19 protein-coding genes and 1 pseudogene are annotated in these 21,349 nt (G+C 68.4%); 11 read left to right on the top strand and 9 right to left on the bottom strand.

Going from position 1 to position 21,349, the window contains the following annotated elements; all coding sequences use genetic code 11:
* Positions 1-6 precede the first annotated feature (6 nt).
* From WS45_RS03390 to WS45_RS03360, 7 genes and pseudogenes are all read right to left on the bottom strand, one after another.
* The gene (locus tag WS45_RS03390; protein WP_059528988.1) at positions 7-411 is read right to left on the bottom strand and encodes a GlcG/HbpS family heme-binding protein; all 405 of its coding nucleotides are present in this window, start codon (positions 409-411) and stop codon (positions 7-9) included.
* Positions 412-433: 22 nt separating this feature from the next.
* Positions 434-997 (bottom strand): annotated as a pseudogene (locus WS45_RS03385) (heterodisulfide reductase-related iron-sulfur binding cluster); the annotation flags it as partial.
* Positions 998-1,182: 185 nt separating this feature from the next.
* Entirely contained in the window at positions 1,183-2,034 is an 852-nt protein-coding gene (locus WS45_RS03380) for a carbohydrate ABC transporter permease (RefSeq protein WP_039318652.1), read from the bottom strand.
* Positions 2,035-2,060: 26 nt separating this feature from the next.
* Positions 2,061-3,020, bottom strand: coding sequence for a carbohydrate ABC transporter permease (locus tag WS45_RS03375; protein WP_059689227.1), 960 nt, complete (start codon positions 3,018-3,020; stop codon positions 2,061-2,063).
* A 54-nt stretch (positions 3,021-3,074) separates the two neighbouring features.
* Positions 3,075-4,334, bottom strand: coding sequence for an ABC transporter substrate-binding protein (locus WS45_RS03370; RefSeq protein ID WP_059698236.1), 1,260 nt, complete (start codon positions 4,332-4,334; stop codon positions 3,075-3,077).
* A gap of 63 nt (positions 4,335-4,397) precedes the next feature.
* A complete protein-coding gene (locus tag WS45_RS03365) occupies positions 4,398-6,383 on the bottom strand; it encodes a beta-galactosidase (protein ID WP_059698172.1) in 1,986 nt (661 codons plus the stop codon).
* An 8-nt stretch (positions 6,384-6,391) separates the two neighbouring features.
* Positions 6,392-7,540 (bottom strand): ABC transporter ATP-binding protein, encoded by a 1,149-nt coding sequence (locus WS45_RS03360; protein WP_059528979.1) that lies wholly within the window; start codon positions 7,538-7,540, stop codon positions 6,392-6,394.
* A gap of 190 nt (positions 7,541-7,730) precedes the next feature.
* Here WS45_RS03360 and WS45_RS03355 point away from each other — a divergent pair, with 190 nt between their 5' ends.
* Entirely contained in the window at positions 7,731-8,765 is a 1,035-nt protein-coding gene (locus WS45_RS03355; RefSeq protein WP_059698170.1) for a LacI family DNA-binding transcriptional regulator, read from the top strand.
* Between the two features lie 130 nt (positions 8,766-8,895).
* Here the strand turns inward: WS45_RS03355 and WS45_RS03350 are convergent, their stop codons facing one another.
* Entirely contained in the window at positions 8,896-9,537 is a 642-nt protein-coding gene (locus WS45_RS03350) for a GntR family transcriptional regulator (protein WP_059698168.1), read from the bottom strand.
* A gap of 94 nt (positions 9,538-9,631) precedes the next feature.
* On the opposite strand from WS45_RS03350, the gene WS45_RS03345 reads away from it, so the two are divergent.
* Entirely contained in the window at positions 9,632-10,108 is a 477-nt protein-coding gene (locus tag WS45_RS03345) for an OsmC family protein (RefSeq protein WP_059528969.1), read from the top strand.
* An 88-nt stretch (positions 10,109-10,196) separates the two neighbouring features.
* Here the strand turns inward: WS45_RS03345 and WS45_RS03340 are convergent, their stop codons facing one another.
* Positions 10,197-11,147 (bottom strand): LysR substrate-binding domain-containing protein, encoded by a 951-nt coding sequence (locus tag WS45_RS03340; protein WP_059698166.1) that lies wholly within the window; start codon positions 11,145-11,147, stop codon positions 10,197-10,199.
* A 114-nt stretch (positions 11,148-11,261) separates the two neighbouring features.
* On the opposite strand from WS45_RS03340, the gene WS45_RS03335 reads away from it, so the two are divergent.
* The 9 genes from WS45_RS03335 to WS45_RS03295 all read left to right on the top strand — a co-directional run bounded on the left by WS45_RS03335 (position 11,262) and on the right by WS45_RS03295 (position 21,341).
* Positions 11,262-13,013 carry an IlvD/Edd family dehydratase gene (locus WS45_RS03335; RefSeq protein WP_059698164.1) on the top strand — a complete coding sequence of 584 codons (1,752 nt, stop codon included), beginning with the start codon at positions 11,262-11,264 and terminating at the stop codon, positions 13,011-13,013.
* A 101-nt stretch (positions 13,014-13,114) separates the two neighbouring features.
* Complete coding sequence (locus WS45_RS03330) at positions 13,115-14,044, top strand: dihydrodipicolinate synthase family protein (protein ID WP_059689235.1); 930 nt, start codon at positions 13,115-13,117, stop codon at positions 14,042-14,044.
* A 24-nt stretch (positions 14,045-14,068) separates the two neighbouring features.
* Positions 14,069-14,998, top strand: a complete 930-nt coding sequence (locus WS45_RS03325; protein ID WP_059689236.1) for a Gfo/Idh/MocA family protein — start codon at positions 14,069-14,071, stop codon at positions 14,996-14,998.
* Positions 14,999-15,079: 81 nt separating this feature from the next.
* Positions 15,080-16,084, top strand: a complete 1,005-nt coding sequence (locus WS45_RS03320) for an arabinose ABC transporter substrate-binding protein (RefSeq protein ID WP_059689237.1) — start codon at positions 15,080-15,082, stop codon at positions 16,082-16,084.
* Positions 16,085-16,104: 20 nt separating this feature from the next.
* Positions 16,105-17,652, top strand: coding sequence for an L-arabinose ABC transporter ATP-binding protein AraG (gene araG, locus WS45_RS03315; RefSeq protein WP_059698234.1), 1,548 nt, complete (start codon positions 16,105-16,107; stop codon positions 17,650-17,652).
* Between the two features lie 25 nt (positions 17,653-17,677).
* Positions 17,678-18,697, top strand: coding sequence for an L-arabinose ABC transporter permease AraH (gene araH / locus WS45_RS03310; RefSeq protein ID WP_044847378.1), 1,020 nt, complete (start codon positions 17,678-17,680; stop codon positions 18,695-18,697).
* A 52-nt stretch (positions 18,698-18,749) separates the two neighbouring features.
* Positions 18,750-19,649 carry an SMP-30/gluconolactonase/LRE family protein gene (locus WS45_RS03305; RefSeq protein WP_059698161.1) on the top strand — a complete coding sequence of 300 codons (900 nt, stop codon included), beginning with the start codon at positions 18,750-18,752 and terminating at the stop codon, positions 19,647-19,649.
* Between the two features lie 127 nt (positions 19,650-19,776).
* Positions 19,777-20,280: a MarR family winged helix-turn-helix transcriptional regulator gene (locus tag WS45_RS03300; protein WP_059698158.1), complete on the top strand. Its 504-nt coding sequence runs from the start codon at positions 19,777-19,779 to the stop codon at positions 20,278-20,280.
* Between the two features lie 230 nt (positions 20,281-20,510).
* Positions 20,511-21,341: a p-hydroxycinnamoyl CoA hydratase/lyase gene (locus tag WS45_RS03295; protein WP_059448873.1), complete on the top strand. Its 831-nt coding sequence runs from the start codon at positions 20,511-20,513 to the stop codon at positions 21,339-21,341.
* Positions 21,342-21,349 lie beyond the last annotated feature (8 nt).

The following is a 21,349-nucleotide window of genomic DNA, read 5'->3' as shown; positions in this document are numbered from 1 at the left end:
GGCTGGTTATGCCGCGACGCTTTGTGTGCCGGCGCGGGCGATCTGCGCGTCCTGTTCGGACTTTACGCCGGATACACCGATCGCGCCCGCAATACGGCCGCTCACCGTCACCGGCACGCCGCCTTCGAGCAATCCTGTCAGCGGCACGCTCAGAAACGCCGTGCGGCCACCGTTGATCATATCCTCATACGCCTTCGTCTCGCGACGGCCGAGCGCCGCCGCGCGCGCCTTGTCCTGAGCGATGCAGGCGCTGGCCGCCGATGCACCATCGAGGCGCGCGAACGCGAGCAGGTGGCCGCCGTCGTCGACGACGGCGATCGACACGGCCCAGCCGTGACGCTCGGCCTCCGCACGGGCGGCGGCGAGCATGCGGTCGACGTCGGCGAGTTCGAGTTCGGGCTTCGTTTTCATGGCGTTCCTCCGGAATCAGCGGTCAGTTGACGAGTCGGTTGTCGACGAGCTCGATCCAGTGGCGCACGCGCGTGCGGCCCGCGCCGTTCAGGTGAGTCTGGCAGCCGATGTTGGCCGTGACAATCGGGTCCGGCCGCGCGGCTTCGAGCGCGTCGAGCTTGTTGTCGCGCAGTCTGGTGGCGAGTTCGGGCTGCGTCAGCGCGTAGGTGCCGGCGGAGCCGCAGCACAGGTGGCCGTCGGCGACATTCGTCAGATCGAAGCCGCGCCGCGTCAGGATGCGTTCCACCGCGCCGCCGAGCCGCTGCGCGTGCTGCAGCGTGCACGGGCAATGAACCGCGACGCGGCGCTGCGTCGCGTCGGCCAGCGCGTCGAGCGGCTCGGCCGCGATGACTTCCGCGAGATCGCGCGCGAGTGCGCTGACGCGCCGCGCCTTGTCCGCATAGACGGGGTCGGAGCGCAACAGGTCGCCGTATTCCTTCACGAACGCGCCGCAGCCGCTCGCCGTCAGCACGATCGCTTCCGCGCCGGCCTCCTGCGCGTTCTGGTGAAATTCGGTCGCGCCGCAGCAGCCGGCCTCGCGCGCGGGCGGGCGCGGCGGCGGGCACGGCGGCCGGGATCTTCTTTGGGGATTGCCGAGGTGGGTATGGTCTATTTGGCCCTGACGCGAACACCGGCCCCATCAGAATAAAAAAGCCCGCCGAAGCGGGCAATCCTCTCGATGAAGAGGGGGAGATCCGAATTCGCGATCGACGATCGGCGGTCAGCGCGAATTCAACCTTTGGTCGCCCCGAACGTCAGCCCCGCGACGAAATGTTTCTGCATCGCGAAGAACATCGCGACCGACGGCAACGCGGCGAGAATCGACCCGGCCGAGACGAGGTTCCACGACGTCGTCCATTGTCCCTTCAGCGCCGCCACCCCCGCGGTGATCGGCGCGGCCTCGTCGCCTTGCGTGAGACACAGCGCCCAGAAATAATCGTTCCACACGAACGTGAACACGAGAATCGCAAGCGCCGCCAACGCCGGCCGGATCAACGGCAACACGATCCGCCAGAACACCGTCCATTCGCCGGCGCCTTCGATCCGCGCCGCCTCGATCAGCTCGAACGGCAACTGCTTGATGAAATTCCGCAGAAACAGCGTACAGAACCCCGTCTGAAACGCGACGTGAAAGAGAATCAACGCCTCGACCGTATTGAATACCCCGAGCCTGAGCGACAAATCCCGCACGGGAATCATCAACACCTGCACCGGCACGAAATTCCCCGCGACGAACGTCCCGAACAACGCGGCATTCCCGCGAAACCGGTAAGTCGCCAGCGCGAACCCGGCCATCGCGGCAAGCGCGATCGACCCGAGCACCGACGGCACCGTGATCTGCACGCTGTTCCAGAAGTAATGCAGCATCGGCGACGTGGTCAGCGCGTCGCGATAGTTCTCGATCATCGAGAAGTGTCGCGGCCAGCCCCAGTAGTGGCCTTCGACCAGTTCCTCGGTCGAGCGCACCGACGTGACGAACACCGCGATCATCGGCAGCAGCCAGATCACCAGCGCGACGGGCAGCGACAGCTTGTACAGCCGGCGCGATACCGGCTTCCAGTGGGCAACAGGTGTCGGAAACATGATGAAGGCATCCCCGGAAAGTCAGGTCACTGCTCGTTGCGCAGCATGCGGCGCAACTGGAACACGATATAGACGAGCATGATCGCGAACAGCACGACCGCGATCGCCGCGGAATAGCCGAGCCGGTAGTACTTGATCGCCTGGTCGTACATGTAATACGCGAGCACGGTCGAGCTCTCGAACGGGCCGCCGCCCGTCATGACCGAAATCAGGTCGAAGCTGCGCAGCGCGCCGATCACCGTGACGACGATCGCCATGAACGTGGTCGGCCGCAACTGCGGCAGCACGACGTGCCACAGCAGCGCGAAGCCGCGCGCGCCTTCCATCCGCGCCGCTTCGATCTGTTCCGGGTTCACCGACGTGAGGCCGGTGAGGTACAGGATCATGCAGTACGCGGTCTGCGGCCACAGCGCGGCGAACACGATGCCGAACGTCGCGTAGCGCGCATCGCCGAGCACCGGGATGCCGTGTCCGGCGATCAGCGCGAGCAGCCCGAAGGTCGGATCGTAGAACCACGAGAAGATCAGGCCGACGACCACGCCCGACAGCACGAACGGCGCGAAGAACAGCGACTTCACGAGCCGGATGCCGGCGACCGCCTGGTTCAGGTACAGCGCGAGCGCGAGGCCGAGCGGCGGCGCGAGCATGAACAGCGCGAGCCAGATCACGTTGTTGCGCAGCGCGGTGTAGAACGTCGGCGCGTGCAGCAGCTCGGCGTAGTTCGCGAGACCGACGAACGTGCGCTCGGTCATCCCGTCCCAGTTGCAGAGGCTCAGCCACAGCGTCGACAGGATCGGCCAGATCACATAGACGGCAACCATTGCGCACGCGGGCGCGAGAAAGAGCCACGCGGCGCGCTGTTGCCGCCGCACGGCCGGCGACGGGCGACGCGCGCGCAATGCGGCGGGCGACCTGCCGGCCGGCGGCGCGGCGGCGGCCGGAGCGGCAGGCGTTTCGACGGGTCTGGACGTGATCGGACTGGACACGGCAAGCCTCCTGGACGGACGCGGCGGCACCGGGCCGCCGCAGGGGTCACGCGGTTACTTCTTGTAGATCCGCTTGCGGGTCTGCTCGAGTTGCGCGAGCACGGTATCGAGCTGCGCGGGATTCGCGAGGAACTGCTGCATCCCCTTCATCCCTTCGTCGGCCATTTCCTTCGTCATGTCGCGGTCGTAGAACTGCGCGACGCCGCCCCGGGTATCGGCGAGGATCCGGAAGCCGATCCGCGAGATCGGATCGGCCGGTTCCGGCGACTTGCTGTTGGCCGACAGCGAGCCGAGCCCTTCCGCGAGCTTCGCGCCCATCTCGGGCGTTTCGACGAACGCGAGGAACGTATGCGCGTCGGCCTTGTTCTTCGCCTTGGTCGGAATGTGCAGCGATTCGACCGGGCCGTCCTCGGCGGTCGGCACCTTCGGGTCGATGATCGGGAAGCGGTAATAGCCCATTTCCTGCTTCACGTTCGGCGGAAAGCCCGCGGCGATGAAGGTGCCCATCAGCATCATCGCGGCCTTGCCCTGGAACAGGAACGGCTGCGCGCCGTCGAGATCGTAGGACAGCGCGTTGTCGATGAAATAGCCCGAATCGATCAGCGATTTCCACGTCGTGTAGACCTTCTTCACGCGCGGGTCGGTGTACGGCACGTCGCCGGCCATCAGCTGCTGGTGGAACGCATTGCCGTTCAGGCGCAGGTCGAGATAGTCGAACCAGCCGGCGAGCGTCCACGCGTCGCGGCCGCCGACCGCGACCGGCGTGATGCCGGCCGCCTTCAGCTTCTTGCATGCGTCGAGGAACTGGTCCCAGGTCTTCGGCTCGTCGGCGATGCCGACCTTGCGGAACAGGTCCTTGCGATAGAACAGCCCCCACGAGTAATAGACGGTCGGCGCCGCGTACTGCTTGCCGTTGTACGACGATGCGCTGCGCGTCGACGCGTACATCGCGTCCCAGCCGTTCTTCGCCCAGTCGCCGCTCAGGTCCTCGAACAGCCCGCGCTTCGCGTAGTACGCCATTCGCTCGCCCGCGTGCCAGTTCACGACGTCGGGTGCGACGGTCGTGAGCCATGCGGGGAGCTGCACCTTGTACGCTTCCTCGTCGACGAAGGTGGGCTTCACGTCGATGTCGGGATGGGCCTTGTGGAACGCCTCGAGCGTCGACTGCCAGACCGCGCGCTGGCTGGCGCCCTTGAACGCGATGTTGATCGTCAGCGTGCCCGCGTCGGCCGGCGCCGCGGCGCCGAACGAAGCGAACGCGATGGCGGCGGCGGTCGCAAGCCGGGCGGCGACGCGAAGGGGGCGATGTGTCATGTATGTCTCCATTCCTGTGTGTCGTTGTGCTTGACCGGCGCGTCGCGGCGCCGGGGGCGGTTGCTACGAACGGCTTCGGTACACGGCGACGCCTTGCGGCTCGACCTGCGCGGCGCCGACCACGAACGCGGACGGCGGCACCGCATCGATCGTGTGCGGCGCGCCGCCGTAGTTGAACACGTAGGTCAGGCCGCCGCGACGGCTCACGCGCACGCCGTCGCCGAGCGGCGACGGTGTCAGGCCGGCTTCGGCCGCGACGTCGGCGAACAGGCGCGCGGTGGTCGCATCGTCGAACAGCGCGGCCCAGTAGTGCAGCGTGCCATGCGACACGCAGGCCGGATGACCGTCGGCGAAGCGTGCACGCACGACGCTGCGTGCGTCGTCGTGCAGCTCGACGAGGTCGCGCCAGTGGCGTGCGTCGCCTGTGAGCGGCGAGCCGTCGCGCAGCGTGCCGTCGATCCGCTCGGTCACGTTCGGCCGCAGCGATTCGACGCGCCACACGCGCATCGGCAGGATCGCGGCGAGCGGACCGGGCGGCAGCGTCGGCGGAATCTGCAGGTCGATGGTCTTCGAACCGGTGCGCGGCCCGAACACCGCATGCGCGCCCGAGGCGGCGAGCCGCGCCGCGAAGTCGTCCGGCATGATCGGCAGCGGCGGCACGACGACGAGCCGGTAGCCGTCGAGCGGCGCATGCGCGGAAATGATGTCGACGTCGAGGCCGAGCGAACGCAGCGCCGAGTAGTACTCGAACGCGAAGCGCGGGTAGTGGAAATCGGCGCCTTGCGGCTGCACTTCGAGCAGCCACTTCGCTTCGTAGTCGAACACGAGCGCGACGGGCGCACGCACGGCGCCGTTCGCGTCGGCATCGGCGCCGATCACGGCGGCAATCTCGTGCGCGACGCGCTGTGCTTCGCGGCCGCCCTCGTCGAGTCGATCGTCCGGCGTGTGCAGGCCCGCATGCATCTGCTCCTGCGCGAACGGCGCCTGCCGCCAGCGGAAGTACGACACGCAGCCGGCGCCGTGCGCGAACGCTTCCCAGCTCCACAGGCGCACCATGCCCGGCAGCGGCGCGGGATTCCAGTGCGCCCAGTTCACGGGCCCCGGCTGCTGCTCCATCACCCAGAACGGCAGCTTCGACATCCCGCGATAAAGGTCATGATTGAACGACGCGAAATCCGGGTGGCCGGTGCGCAGCCAGCGCGCCTTCACGTCGGGCGCGAACCATTGCTCCTCGAGCGCGCCGAGCGGGTAGCTGTCCCACGTCGCGATGTCGAGGTCGCGCGCGACCTCGTAGTGATCGAACTCGGTGAAGAGCTGCATGAAATTGTGCGCGACGGGGCGGCCCGGCGAATGCGCGCGGATCACGTCGACCTGCATCCGGTGATAGCGTGCGACTTCGTCCGACGCGAAGCGCCGGTAGTCGAGGCGGTGCGACGGATGCGCTTCGGTCACGGTGCCGACCGGCGCGTCGACTTCGTCGAAATGCCGATACTCCATGCTCCAGAACACGGTGCCCCACGCGCGGTTCAGCGCGTCGATCGTGCCGTAGCGCGCCTGCAGCCATGCGCGAAAACGCACGAGCGCGGCGGGCGAGTAGCTGACGACCGTCTGATGGCAACCGAGCTCGTTGTCGGTCTGCCAGTAGCGCACGGCCGGGTGGCGGCCGTAACGTTCGGCCACCGCCGTGCAGATGCGGCGCGACGCGTCGAGATAGGTCGGCGACGAGAAGTCGTAGTGGCGGCGCGAACCGAACGTGCGCGGCCGGCCGTCCGCGCCGATCGCGAGGATGTCGGGGTGACGGTCGACGAGCCACTTCGGCGGCGTCGCGGTGGGCGTGCACATCACGATCTCGAGACCGGCCGCGGAGAGCACGTCGACCGCGCGGTCGAGCCAGCCCCAGTCGTATTCGCCCGGCGACGGCTCGATGCGGCTCCACGCGAATTCGGCGATACGCACCTGCGCGATGCCGAGCGCCTTCATCCGGCGGGCGTCGTCGGCCCACATCGATTCCGGCCAGTGTTCCGGGTAGTAACAGACTCCGAGGCGCATGCCGATCCTTATGCGTAATGGTGGACGGGAAGGTCGGCGCACGCGGGCAGCGCGCGGCCGTCTTCGGTGAAGAGGTGGCAGGCCGCGGCCGGCGCATGCGCGTGCACGCGCTCGCCGCGACGCAACGGCGCGTCGCCGGGCACTTTCGCGATCAGCGGCGTGCCGCCGGGCTGGTCGAGGTGCACGTAGGTCTGCTCGCCGAGACGCTCGACGAGCACGACGTCGCGCGCGAGCGTGGTCGCGTCGTGCGCGGCGCCGAGCGTCAGGTGTTCGGGGCGGATGCCGAGCGTGACGGCCGCGCCGACCGCGAGCGCGGAACCGTCGCGAGCCAGCGTGAAGGTTTCGCCGGACGGCACGACGGTGACGATCGTGCGCTGCGCGTCGCAGGCGACGACGATGGCCGGCAGGAAGTTCATCCGCGGCGAGCCGATGAAGCCGGCGACGAAGCGGCTGGCCGGATGGTGATAGAGGTCGAGCGGCGCACCGACCTGCGCGATGCTGCCGTGCCGCGCGGTGTCCGCGCCGGCGTGCAGCAGCACGATCTTGTCGGCGAGCGTCATCGCCTCGGTCTGGTCGTGCGTCACGTAGACGACGCTCGCGCGTTCGAACTGCCGGTGCAGCTTCGCGATCTCGATGCGCGTCTGGCCGCGCAAGGCCGCGTCGAGGTTCGACAGCGGTTCGTCGAACAGAAACACGCCGGGCTCGCGCACGATCGCACGACCGATCGCGACGCGCTGCCGCTGGCCGCCCGACAGCGCCTTCGGCTTGCGCTCGAGCAGCGTGTCGAGCTGCAGGATCCGCGCGGCGTCGCGCACCTTCCGGTCGATCTCGGCCTTCGGCACGCGCGCGAGCTTCAGCCCGAACGCCATGTTCTCGTAGACCGTCATGTGCGGAAACAGCGCGTAGCTCTGGAACACCATCGCGACGCCGCGTTCGGCGGCCGGCACGTCGTCGACGCGGCGGCCGTCGATCGAGAGCTCGCCGTCGCTCAGGTCCTCGAGGCCCGCGATCATCCGCAGCAGGGTCGACTTGCCGCAGCCGGACGGACCGAGGAACACGCAGAACTCGTGCGCGCCGATCTCCAGATCGACGTCGCGAATGACCGGCGCGTGCTCGCCGTAGGCTTTCTGCACGCGCCGCATCGAGATGCTCGCCATTGTCTCCGCTCCATGTTCTAATGCGCTCTCATCGATGCTTAAGCGCTTAACCATCGCGATCAAAAAAAGCGCCGATAGCGATCGTGGCCGAGTCGCGCCCGTTGATCGGGCGGCAGGGTGTGCGGCGATAGTGCGCCGCTTCGGTGAGCGAAGCAAATACTGGATCGGCATCTCATATAGTGGACACATCATGGCGACACTCGATGAAGTGGCCCGCCGCGCCGGCGTGACGGCCGCGACGGTCTCGAACGTGCTGCGCAACCGCGGCCGGGTCGGCGAAGCCACGCGGGCGCGGGTGCTCGACGCCGTGCAGGCGCTCGGCTACCGGCCGCATCTGGCCGCGCGGGCGCTGGCGGAAGGGCGCGCGCCGACGGTCGCGCTGATGGTGTCGAGCATCGCCAACCCGTTTTATCCGGAATTCGCGCTCGCGGTCGAACGCGCGGTGCGTCGCAACGGACAATTCCTGATCGTCTGCAATACCAACGAAGATCCGTTGCAGGGTCGCGCGTATCTCGACCAGATCGCCGGCACGATTTCCGAAGGCATTCTCGTGACCAACGCGAACCTGCATTTGCCGGATCTCGTCGACGTCGCGCGGCGCGGTGTGCCGGTCGTGCTGTGCCTGTGGGAGCGGCCCGATGCGCCGCCCGAAGGGTTGCCGTGCGTGGCCGTGGATTTCCGCGAGGCGGGGCGGATCGCGACGCGGCATCTGCTCGAGCTCGGGCATCGGACGATCGGCGTGATCGTCGGCGGCTCGGCGAGCGGCGTGCAGGCGGCGCGCTACGACGGCTTCGTCGACGTGATGCGCGAAGCCGGGCTCGACGCGTCGATCGTCGCGGCCGAACCCGATTCGATCGAAGGCGGCGTGCGCGCGGCGGGCTGGCTGCTCGACGCGCATCCGGAGCTGACCGCGCTGGTCGCGACCAACGACCTGCCCGCGATCGGCGCGTTGCACGCCGCGGCCGATCGCGGCCGGCGCGTGCCCGACGATCTGTCGATCGTCGGCATCACCGATATTCATCTGGCCAGCGATACGCGTCCCACGCTGACGACCGTTGCGATCCCGACCGCCGAGGCCGCGGGGCTCGCGGTCGAACTGCTCAACGCATTGCGCGAGGCGGGCGGGCACATCGACGATGCATCGCGCGTGCGGACGGCGCCGGTGCCGCGATTGGTGGTGAGGGGTACGACGGGCGCGGCGCCGGGGCGGCGCACGACGGCGTAGACGTCGCGTGCGGTCGCGATGCGTGCCGCGCGTCTCGCAAGCGCTCGGGCCAGACCCGGAAGCTGCAAACGGAGGATGGATCGCCGGCCGATGGGTGACATGACGAGGCGGGCCGCGTCGTCCGTCTGCGTCACCCGCCTTCGACGAGCCGCATCACGATGCGCCGCGCCGAATCGAGATGCGCGACCGTCATCGCGCGGGCGCCACGTGCATTGCGTTCGCGGCATGCTTGCAGGATTGCGTCGTGCTCGACCTGGAACGACGGCGTATCCGCGAGCAACGTGGTTTGCAGCCGCTCGTAGCGCTCGACCTGGCTGCGCAGTTCCGCGATCGCCTTCAACTGCCGCGCGTTGCCGCAGCACGAATACAGCAACGCATGGAATTCGCGATTCAGTTCGCCTTGCCGGCGCGGCACGTTCGATTCGCCGAGCAGCCGGTGCACGAGTTCGGCACGCGCGAGCGTTTCGTCGTCGAGCCGTTTCACGCTGCGGTAGATCGCATCGCCTTCGAGCAGCGTGCGCATGTCGTAGATTTCCTGCACGTCGGACGCGCTCAGCATCCGCACGACCGCGCCGCGATTGCGGAAGATGTCCAGCAGTCCTTCGCGCTCCAGCCGCTGGATCGCCTCGCGCATCGGAATCCGGCTGATCCCGAAGCGCTCGGCGAGGTCGCGCTCGACGAGCCGCTCACCTGCGTGCAACTCGCCGTTGATGATCATCTCCCGCATCGATGCGGCCACGGCGTCCGCCGTGGAATCGGGTCTGGCTTCCATGCTTCCGGGTTCCTCATTTTGGAATAATGGTATACCAAACGGCATTCCGGTGCCACAATGACGGCCTCACGTTCCGACAGCAGAGGAGAGCGAGATGGCGCATGGCGAACACAAGTACCGCGTGGCAGTGGAGTGGACCGGCAACCGGGGAACCGGTACGTCGGGGTATCGCGAATACGGCCGCGATCATGTGATCCGCGCGGGTTCGAAGCCGGACATTCCGGGCTCGTCGGATCCGGCGTTCCGCGGCGACGCGGCGCGCTGGAATCCGGAAGACCTGCTGCTGGCGTCGGTATCGGCGTGCCACAAGCTCTGGTATCTGCATCTGTGTTCGGATGCGGGCGTCCGCGTGCTCGCGTATGTCGACGACGCCGAAGCGACGATGCTCGACAGCCCCGAGCCGGGGCGCTTCACCGAAATCGTGCTGCATCCGCGCGTGACGATCCGCGCGGGCGACGACCGCGAGTTAGCCGAGCGGCTGCATCATGACGCGCATGCGAAGTGCTATGTGGCGAATTCGGTGAATTTCCCGATCCGGTGCGAACCGGTGATCGAGTGCGCGGCGGGGTGATGCCACGTTTGGAGCGGGCCGGGTTCGCTGCGCGCCGGGCGTAACCGCAACGCGGCACGCGGGCCGGACGAAACCGGGCCGCGCCGCGTTACACCCCGACCCCGTAAACCTCCCTCGCCGCCACCCGAATCGCATCCGCCATCACCTCGACGGCCGGCGAATGCAGCCGGTCGGTGCGCGTGATGATCCCGAAATCGTCCATCCGGCAATCCATCTCCAGCGGCAGCACCGAGACGATCCCGTGTCGCGCGTAGTACAGCGCGACATCTTCCGCGAGCACCGCGATCATGTCGCTCTGCTCGATCAGCTGCGTGATGAACAGCAGCGCGGCCGTCTCGACGACGTTTGCGGGCGGCGCCAGGCTCGCGCGCTGGAACACGAGCTCGAAGCGATGCCGCAGCACGCTGCCGGCCGGCGGCATCACCCACGCGGCGCGCTGCACGCCGGCGAGCGACAGCGGCGCCTGCGCGAGCAGCGGATGGCCGGGCCGCACGACCGCGGCGACCGGCTCGCCGGTCAGCGGCTCGTAGCGCAGGTGCAGCTTGTCGTGTTCGGCGGACAGCCGGCCAAGCACGATGTCGAGCTTGTCCTGGGCGAGGTGTTCGAGCAGCGCATTACTCGTGTCGATCGCGACGGACACGCGCACGTTCGCATGCGTGCCCTTCACCGCGGCGACGGCCGGCGGCACGAGCCGCAGCCCCGGCGACGTGATCGCGCCCACCGCCACGTGCCCGAGATGGCCGGCCTTCAGCGCGGCCAGTTCCTCGCGCGCCTGGTCGAGGCTGCCGAGCGCCGCACGCGCGTGGCGGATCAGCACGTCGCCATACAGCGTCGGCCGCATCCCGCGCGGCAGGCGCTCGAACAGCACCGCGCCGATCGATTCCTCGAGCTCGCGCAGCAGCTTCGACGCGGCCGGCTGTGTCATGTTCAGCGCGGCCGCCGCGCGGTGAATGCTGCCTTCGTCGGCGAGCGCGACGAGCAGCAGGAGCTGGCGGGTCTTCAGGCGGTTGCGGTTTCCCCACGGGCTGGCTTCTTGCATCGTACGGGTTTATATCGATATCGGAATCGATATCGTAATCGCCTAAAACGTCATTAGCCAGTTATCAAAATTCTGCCTAGACTGCGCCGGTATCCCGTCACCACAGGACTGACGATGTCGGCAACAAAACCCAGGCTGCGCTCCACCCAATGGTTCGGCACGAACGACAAGAACGGCTTCATGTACCGGAGCTGGATGAAGAACCAAGGCATCCCCGATCACGAGTTCGACGGCCGGCCGATCATCGGCATCTGCAACACGTGGTCCGAACTGACGCCGTGCAATGCGCACTTCCGCAAGCTCGCCGAGCACGTGAAGCGCGGGATCTCGGAAGCCGGCGGCTTCCCGGTCGAGTTCCCGGTGTTCTCGAACGGCGAATCGAACCTGCGGCCGTCGGCGATGCTCACGCGCAACCTCGCGTCGATGGACGTCGAGGAAGCGATCCGCGGCAACCCGATCGACGCGGTCGTGCTGCTCGCCGGCTGCGACAAGACGACCCCGGCGCTGCTGATGGGCGCGGCGAGCTGCGACGTGCCGGCGATCGTCGTGTCGGGCGGGCCGATGCTGAACGGCAAGCTCGAAGGCAAGAACATCGGCTCGGGCACGGCCGTGTGGCAGTTGCATGAATCGCTGAAGGCGGGCGAGATCGACCTGCACCACTTCCTGTCGGCCGAGGCCGGCATGTCGCGCTCGGCCGGCACCTGCAACACGATGGGCACCGCATCGACGATGGCGTGCATGGCCGAGGCGCTCGGCGTCGCGCTGCCGCACAACGCCGCGATTCCGGCCGTCGATTCGCGCCGCTACGTGCTCGCGCACATGTCCGGCATCCGCATCGTCGAGATGGCGCTCGAAGGGCTCGTGCTGTCGAAGGTCCTGACTCGCGCCGCGTTCGAGAACGCGATCCGCGCGAATGCGGCGATCGGCGGCTCGACCAACGCGGTGATCCACCTGAAGGCGATCGCGGGCCGCATCGGCGTGCCGCTCGAGCTGGAGGACTGGATGCGCATCGGCCGCGACACGCCGACGATCGTCGACCTGATGCCGTCCGGGCGCTTCCTGATGGAGGAGTTCTATTACGCGGGCGGGCTGCCGGCCGTGCTGCGCCGGCTCGGCGAAGGCGGGCTGCTGCCGCACCCGGACGCGCTGACGGTCAACGGCAAGTCGCTGTGGGAGAACGTGCGCGAAGCGCCGAACTACGACGACGAGGTGATCCGTCCGCTCGACCGGCCGCTGATCGCGGACGGCGGCATCTGCATCCTGCGCGGCAATCTCGCGCCGCGCGGCGCGGTCCTGAAGCCGTCGGCGGCGAGCCCCGAGCTGCTGAAGCATCGCGGCCGCGCGGTGGTGTTCGAGAACCTCGATCACTACAAGGCGACGATCAACGACGAAGCGCTCGACGTCGATGCCAGCTCGGTGCTGGTGCTGAAGAACTGCGGGCCGCGCGGGTATCCGGGGATGGCCGAGGTCGGCAACATGGGGCTGCCGCCGAAGCTGCTGCGCCAGGGCGTCAAGGACATGGTGCGGATCTCGGATGCGCGGATGAGCGGCACGGCTTACGGCACGGTGGTGCTGCACGTCGCGCCGGAAGCCGCCGCGGGCGGGCCGCTGGCCGCCGTGCGCAACGGCGACTGGATCGAACTCGACTGCGATGCCGGCACGCTGCACCTGGACATTACGGACGACGAACTGCAGCGCCGCCTGTCGGACGTCGATCCGACCGCGGCGCCCGGCGTGGCCGGCCAACTCGGCAAGGGCGGCTACGCGCGGCTGTACATCGATCACGTGCTGCAGGCCGACGAGGGGTGCGACCTCGACTTCCTGGTCGGCATGCGCGGTGCCGACGTGCCGAGTCATTCGCATTGAGCGGCAGGCGGGCGCGGGCGATGGCCCGCGCGACGCGAAGTGGCGATACGAAACCGTGAACGCTTGATGGCCTCGCCTCGAGGCCGACGCAGGACCGAACCATGACATCGAGCAGCACGCCGCGTTATCGCGGCATTTTCCCCGTCGTCCCGACGACGTTTTCCGACACCGGCGAGCTCGACCTCGCGAGCCAGAAGCGCGCGGTCGACTTCATGATCGACGCGGGCTCCGACGGCCTGTGCATCCTCGCGAACTTCTCCGAGCAATTCGCGATCACCGACGACGAACGCGACGTGCTCACGCGCACGATCCTCGAACACGTCGCCGGCCGCGTGCCGGTGATCGTCACGACGTCGCACTACGGCACGCAGGTGTGCGCGGCGCGCAGCCTGCGCGCGCAGCAGCTCGGCGCGGCGATGGTGATGGCGATGCCGCCGTATCACGGCGCGACGTTCCGCGTGCCCGAAGCGCAGATCTTCGACTTCTTCGCGCGCGTGTCGGACGCGATCGACATTCCGATCATGATCCAGGACGCACCCGCGAGCGGCACCGCGTTGTCCGCGCCGTTCCTTGCGCGGATGGCGCGCGAGATCGAGCAGGTCGCGTACTTCAAGATCGAGACGCCCGGCGCGGCGAACAAGCTGCGCGAGCTGATCCGGCTCGGCGGCGACGCGATCGAAGGGCCGTGGGACGGCGAGGAAGCGATCACGCTGCTCGCCGACCTGCATGCCGGCGCGACCGGCGCGATGACGGGCGGCGGATTTCCGGACGGCATCCGGCCGATCCTCGAAGCCTTCCGCGAAGGGCGGCACGACGATGCGTTCGCGCGCTATCAGGCGTGGCTGCCGCTGATCAATCACGAGAACCGCCAGTCCGGGATCCTCACCGCGAAGGCGCTGATGCGTGAAGGCGGCGTGATCGCGTGCGAGCGGCCGCGGCATCCGATGCCGGAACTGCATCCGGACACGCGCGCGGAGCTGATCGCGATCGCGCGCCGGCTCGATCCGCTCGTGCTGCGCTGGGCGCACTGAGCAAGTGGCGAAGGAGAAACGCAGATGAGCAACGTGATTTCGCTGGGCGTGATCGGGATCGGCAAGATCGCGCGCGACCAGCACCTGCCGGCGATCGCCGCTGAACCGGGTTTCGTGCTGACCGCGTGCGCGAGCCGTCACGCGGAAGTCAGCGGCGTGCGCAATTATCAGGACCTGCGCGCGCTGCTGGCCGCCGAGCCCGAACTCGACGCGGTGTCGCTGTGCGCGCCGCCGCAGGTGCGCTACGCGCAGGCACGCGCCGCGCTCGAAGCCGGCAAGCACGTGATGCTCGAGAAGCCGCCGGGCGCGACGCTCGGCGAAGTGGCCGCGCTCGACGCGCTCGCGCGCGAACGCGGCCTCACGCTGTTCGCGACCTGGCATTCGCGCTGCGCGAGCGCCGTGGAACCGGCGCGCGCGTGGCTCGCGACGCGCACGATCCGCGCGGTGCAGGTGCGCTGGAAGGAAGACGTGCGGCGCTGGCATCCGGGCCAGCAGTGGATCTGGGAGCCCGGCGGCCTCGGCGTGTTCGATCCCGGCATCAACGCATTGTCGATCGTCACGCGGATCCTGCCGCGCGAACTCGTGTTGCGCGAGGCGACGCTCTACGTGCCAAGCGACGCGCAGATGCCGATCGCCGCCGAACTCGATTGCGCCGATACGGAAGGCGTGCCCGTGCGCGCGGAATTCGACTGGCGGCACGGCCCCGTCGAGCAATGGGAAATCGCGGTCGACACGTCGGACGGCGTGCTCGCGATCAGCCGCGGCGGCGCGCAATTGTCGATCGGCGGCGAGCCGGTCGAGATCGGGCCGCAGCGCGAGTATCCGGCGCTGTATGCGCAGTTCCGCGCGCTGATCGCGCGCGGCGAAAGCGACGTCGACGTGCGGCCGTTGCGGCTCGTCGCCGATGCGTTTCTGTTCGGGCGGCGCGTCGGGACCGACGCGTTCGGCCGCTGACACCGTGCCGGCGCGCGCCATCGCGAGCGCGACCGCGCACGACGGTAGTTGAAGACCCAAGCCAATACAAGGAGACACCGCATGAACCGCACGATTCGCCGACACACCCTGCGCGCGCTGCTGGCCGCGCTTTGCATTGCGCCGCTCGGGATGCATGGCGCGGCGCACGCCGACGCGCCGCTGAAGATCGGCTTCCTGGTGAAGATGCCCGAGCAGGCATGGTTCATCAACGAGCAGAACGCGGCGTCCGCGCTGGGCCAGAAGGAAAACTTCTCGGTCGTGAAGATCGGCACGCCGGATGGCGAGAAGGTGCTGGCCGCGATCGACAACCTCAACTCGCAAGGCGCGCAGGGCTTCGTGATCTGCGCACCCGACGTGCGCCTCGGGCCGGCGATCGCCGCGCGCGCGAAGCGCTACAACATGAAGTTCGTGACGGTCGACGACCAGCTCGTCGACTCGACCGGCAAGCCGCTCACGAACGTGCCGCACCTCGGGATGTCGGCGACCAAGATCGGCAACCAGGTCGGCCAGGCGATCGCCGACGAGATGAAGCGGCGCGGCTGGAAGCCCGAGGAAGTCGGCGCGCTGCGCATCACCAACTACGAGCTGCCGACGGCGAAGCTGCGCACCGACGGCGCGACGCAGGCGTTGCTCGCGAACGGCTTCCGCAAGGAGAACATCTTCGACGCGCCGCAGAAGACGACCGACGACAGCGGCGGCCTCGAGGCGGCCTTCCCGGTGCTCTCTCGCCATCCGAACGTGAAGAAATGGGTGGTCTTCGCGCTGAACGAGGAAACGGTGCTCGGCGCGGTGCGCGCGACCGAACAGCTGCACATCCCGGCGGCCGACGTAATCGGCGTCGGCATCAACGGCGCGGGCGAGGCGTTCGCCGAATTCCAGAAGAAGGAACCGACCGGCTTCTACGGAACGATCGCGGTCAGCTCGACGAACCACGGCAAGGACAGCACGCAGAACCTCGTCGACTGGATCCGTAACGGCAAGACGCCGCCCGCCGACACGCAGACGAGCGGCAAGCTGATGACGCGCACGAACTGGCAGGCCGTGCGCACCGAGCTCGGCATCTGAGCGTGCGGGGCGACGACGCGATGACGATGCAGACGATGACGGCCGTGTCCGACAACGACGACGCGGCCGTGGCCACGTCCGGCGATGCGCTGCTCGCGCTCGACGGCATCACCGTGACGTTCCCGGGCGTGCGCGCGCTCGACGGCGTGTCGCTGTCGGTGCGCGCGGGCGAAGTGCACGGGCTGATGGGCGAGAACGGCGCGGGCAAGTCGACGCTGCTGAAGGTGCTGTCCGGCGTCAACCAGCCGCAGGCCGGCACGCTGACGCTGAACGGCACGGTGCAGCGCTTCGCGTCGACGCGCGCCGCGCTCGAGGCCGGCATCGCGATCATCTACCAGGAGCTGCATCTGGTGCCCGAGTTGACGGTCGCGGAGAACCTGATGCTCGGCCAGTTGCCGAGCCGGCTCGGCGTGGTCGACGAACGTGCGCTTGCCGTACGCGCGCTCGATGCGCTGGAGCGGCTCGGCGAGCATATCGATCCGGGCATTCCGGTGAAGTATCTGTCGATCGGCCAGCGCCAGATGATCGAGATCGGCAAGGCGCTGATGCGCGACGCGCGCGTGATCGCATTCGACGAACCGACCAGCTCGCTGTCCGCGCGCGAGACCACGCAGCTGTTCCGCATCATCCGTTCGCTGCGGGCGGAAGGCCGCGCGATCATCTACGTCACGCACCGGATGGAGGAAGTCGACGCGCTGTGCGACCGCGTGACGGTATTCCGCGACGGCCGCCGGATCGAGACGTTCGAATCCGTCGCCGATCTCGACCGGGACCGGCTGATCGGCTGCATGGTCGGCCGCTCGATCGAGGACGTGTACGGCTACCGGCCGCGCACGGCCGGCGACGTGCTGATCGAGGCGAAGGGGCTGATGGGGCCCGGCCTGTCCGAGCCGGTGTCGTTCGCGGCGCGGCGCGGCGAGATCGTCGGCTTCTTCGGGCTCGTCGGCGCGGGGCGTTCGGAGCTGATGAAGCTGCTGTACGGCGCGGCGCGCCCGAGCGGCGGGCACGTCGAGCTGGGCGGCAAGCGCGTCGCGTTCGCGAGCCCGCGCGACGCGGTGCGTGCCGGCATCGCGCTGTGCCCGGAGGACCGCAAGCAGGAAGGCATCGTCGCGATCGCGTCGGTCGCCGACAACCTGAACATCAGCGCGCGCCGCCATTTCAGCCCGGCGCGCGTGCTGCTCGACGCGCGGCGCGAACGCGAACTCGCGCAACGCTACATCGAGCGGCTCGCGATCAAGACCCGCGACGGCGAGACGCCGATCGGCGCGCTGTCGGGCGGCAACCAGCAGAAGGTCGTGCTCGCGCGCTGGCTGGCCGAGCGCATCGACGTGTTCCTGATGGACGAGCCGACGCGCGGCATCGACGTCGGCGCGCGCGCGGAAATCTACAACCTGTTCTACGAGCTCGCGGAAGCGGGCCGCACGGTGATCATCGTGTCGAGCGACCTGGCCGAGGTGATCGGCGTGTCGGACCGCATCGTCGTGATGAAGGAAGGGCGGATCGCGGGCGAGATCGCGAAGGCGCAGGCGACGCCCGATGCGCTGATCAAGCTCGCGCTGCCGCGCTAGCGCAGTCAACCGGAAAGCAACCGATATGAGCCAGGCAATGCAACCCCAACGTACTTCCCCGTCCCCGGATGCCGCGGCCGCGCCCGCGCGAGCGCGCGGCGGCGTGTGGCAACTGATCAACCGCTCCGGCATCGTGATGGTGTTCCTCGTGCTGTTCGCGACGCTGTCGCTGACCGTGCCGGACTTCCTCACGCCGCGCAACATCCAGGGCCTGCTGCTGTCGGTCACGCTGATCGGCTCGATCGCGGTGACGATGATGTTCGTGCTCGCGCTCGGCGAAGTCGACCTGTCGGTCGCGTCGATCGTCGCGTTCTCGGGCGTCGTCGCGTCGACGCTGATCACCGCGACGCACAGCGTCGTGCTCGGCATCGCGGCCGGCGTGCTCGCCGGCGGCGCGGTCGGGCTCGTCAACGGCGTGCTGATCGCGCGCTGGCGGATCAATTCGCTGATCGTCACGCTCGCGATGATGGAAGTCGTGCGCGGGCTCGCGTTCATCACGTCGAACGGCGACGCGGTGATGATCTCCGAGGAGCGCTTCTTCGATCTCGGCGGCGGGTCGTTCCTCGGCATTTCGTATCCGATCTGGAGCAACATCGTCGGCTTCGTCGTGTTCGGTTTCCTCTTGCGCAAGACCGTGTTCGGCAAGAACGTGCTGGCCGTCGGCGGCAACGGCGAGGCCGCGCTGCTCGCGGGGCTGCCGGTGATGCGCATCAAGATCGCGGTGTTCGTGCTGCAGGGGCTCGTGACCGGTTTCGCCGGCGTGATGCTCGCGTCGCGGATGAGCCTCGGCGATCCGAAGACGTCGGTCGGCCTCGAACTCGGCGTGATCTCCGCGTGCGTGCTCGGCGGCGTGTCGCTGACGGGCGGCGTCGCGACGATTTCCGGTGTGCTGGTCGGCGTGCTGATCATGGGTTCCGTGCAGGACGCGATGAGCCTGCTGAACGTGCCGACCTTTTACCAATATCTGATACGCGGCGGAATTCTGTTGCTCGCGGTGCTGTTCGACCAGTATCGTCGCAACCAGCGGCGCGCGATGAAGATCTGACCCTGACGAACGCGCGTCCGTCCGCGAAAGGCGACAGATATCGGGAGACGGCATGCAACAGATTGATCCGGGCGCGGCGGCGCTGCTCGTCGACAGCCGCAACACGCTCGGCGAAGGCGCGACGTGGTGCGACGCCACGCACGCGCTGTACTGGACGGACATCGAAGGCGCGCGGCTGTGGCGTTGCCGCGCGGACGGCTCGGACCTCGCGCAGTGGCCGATGCCGGAGCGGCTCGCGTGCTTCGCGCTGACGAACGAGCCGAACGTGCTGCTCGTCGGGCTCGCGACGCATCTCGCGTTCTTCGATCTGCGCAGCGGCGAATTCACGCGGATCGTCGACGTCGAACCCGATCTGCCGACGCGGCTGAACGACGGCCGCTGCGATCCGTTCGGCGCGTTCGTGTTCGGGATGAAGGACGAAGGCGGCGACCCGCCGCGCGCGGTCGGCGGCTTCTACCGGCTCAATCCGGACCTCACGCTCGAACGGCTTGCGTTGCCGGCGGCGGCGATCGCGAACAGCATCGCGTTCTCGCCGGACGGCACGAAGATGACGTTCTGCGATTCGATGGTGCGCGAGATTTTCGTCTGCGATTACCGCGCGGGCGGCGACGTGGCCAACGCGCGGCCGTTCGCGCGACTGACCGATGCGGACGGCGACCCGGACGGCTCGACGATGGATCGCGACGGCGGCTTGTGGAACGCGCAGTGGGGCGGCCGGCGCGTGGTGCGCTACGGGCCGGACGGCGTCGAGACGGACCGCGTGACCGTGCCGACCGCGCAGTCGAGCTGCGTGACGCTCGACGGCGAAGGCCGGCTGTACGTGACGAGCGCGCGCGTCGGGTTGAGCGACGACGCGCTGGCGAGCGATGCGCACGCCGGCGGCGTATTCGTCGCCCGGACGCGCTACACGGGGCTGCCGACCGCAAGATTCGCGGGGGCGCCGCGCGGCTGACCGCGTGTCGGATCCCGTTCATGGGACGCGTCTGACGCAGCGAGCCAGGCGATCCGGCGTGCCGGAACACGCCGTTCGCTCCCCGACGTGCTGGTAAGATGGCCCGCAATTCCATCCCGCCCGCACCATGAGTTCCGCACCGACCAAGCCCGCGAACCCGAAAAACGCCGCGAAGAACGCCGCCCGCGCGACGGGCGACAAGCAGAAGGCCCGCGTGCCGCAGCGCCTGACCTATGTGGTCGGCAGTCTCGAACGGCTGCTGCGCCGCCACATGACCGACGCGCTCGCGCCGCTCGGCATCACGCTCGCGCAATACACGGCGCTGTCGGTGCTCGAGGCGCGCGGCGCGTCGTCGAACGCGCAACTCGCGGAACGCTCGTTCATCACGCCGCAATCGGCGAACGAGGTGATGAGCGTGATGGCCGCCCGCGGTTTCGTCACGCGCGAAGCCGACCCGTCGCACGGCCGCATCATCCTGCTGACGCTGACCGACGAAGGCGCGGCGATGCTGCGCGAATGCGAAGCCGTGCTGCGTCCGCTCGAGACGCGGATGCTCGGCGACGTCTCCATCGACGACGCCACACACGTGCAGCGCACGCTCGAACTGTTCGCGCGCAACCTGCGCCGCTGACCCTTTCCCGAACCTGCACGACACGGGCCCGTGCGGCCCGTGTTCGCGTTCCCGCCCGCTCGCCGGTCGCCTGACCGTTCCCCGATTCCAGCGTTGCCGCCGCTTTCCGCTCCGGGTTTACACCGGCGCTCGTGCCGCTTGCAATATCAGGTAGCCTGATATTAAATGAAGTCGTTCGCAGCAGGAATGCTGCGCACCGAATCGCACAGGAACGAACGACAGGAACAGACATGAGCAAGTACGACAACCGCTGGCAGACCGTTGAAGTGAAGGTGGAGGCCGGCATCGCGTGGGTCACGCTGAACCGCCCCGAGAAGCGCAACGCAATGAGCCCGACGCTGAACCGGGAGATGCTGGAGGTCCTCGACGCGGTCGAATTCGACGACGAGGCGAAGGTGCTGGTGCTGACCGGCGCGGGCGCGGCGTGGACGGCCGGCATGGATCTGAAGGAATATTTCCGCGAGATCGACGGCGGCTCCGACGCGCTGCAGGAAAAGGTGCGGCGCGACGCGTCGGAGTGGCAGTGGCGCCGCCTGCGGATGTACAACAAGCCGACGATCGCGATGGTGAACGGCTGGTGCTTCGGCGGCGGCTTCTCGCCGCTCGTCGCGTGCGACCTCGCGATCGCGGCGGACGAAGCGGTGTTCGGGCTGTCCGAAATCAACTGGGGCATCCCGCCGGGCAACCTCGTCAGCAAGGCGATGGCGGACACGGTCGGGCATCGCCGCGCACTGCACTACATCATGACCGGCGACACGTTCACCGGCGTCGAGGCAGCCGAAATGGGCCTCGTGAACAGCAGCGTGCCGCTGGCCGGCCTGCGCGACGCGACGATCGCGCTCGCCGCGCGGCTGATGGACAAGAACCCGGTCGTGCTGCGCGCGGCGAAGCACGGCTTCAAGCGTTCGCGCGAACTCACGTGGGAGCAGTGCGAGGATTACCTGTATGCGAAGCTCGACCAGGCGCAGCTGCGCGATCCGGAGCGCGGCCGCGAGCAGGGGCTGAAGCAGTTCCTCGACGACAAGACGATCAAGCCGGGTCTGCAGGCATACAAGCGCTGATACAAGCG

This window comes from Burkholderia sp. RF2-non_BP3 (genome assembly GCF_001522185.1).
Lineage (GTDB): Bacteria > Pseudomonadota > Gammaproteobacteria > Burkholderiales > Burkholderiaceae > Burkholderia > Burkholderia diffusa.
This window is presented reverse-complemented; position numbering and strand designations above follow the sequence as displayed.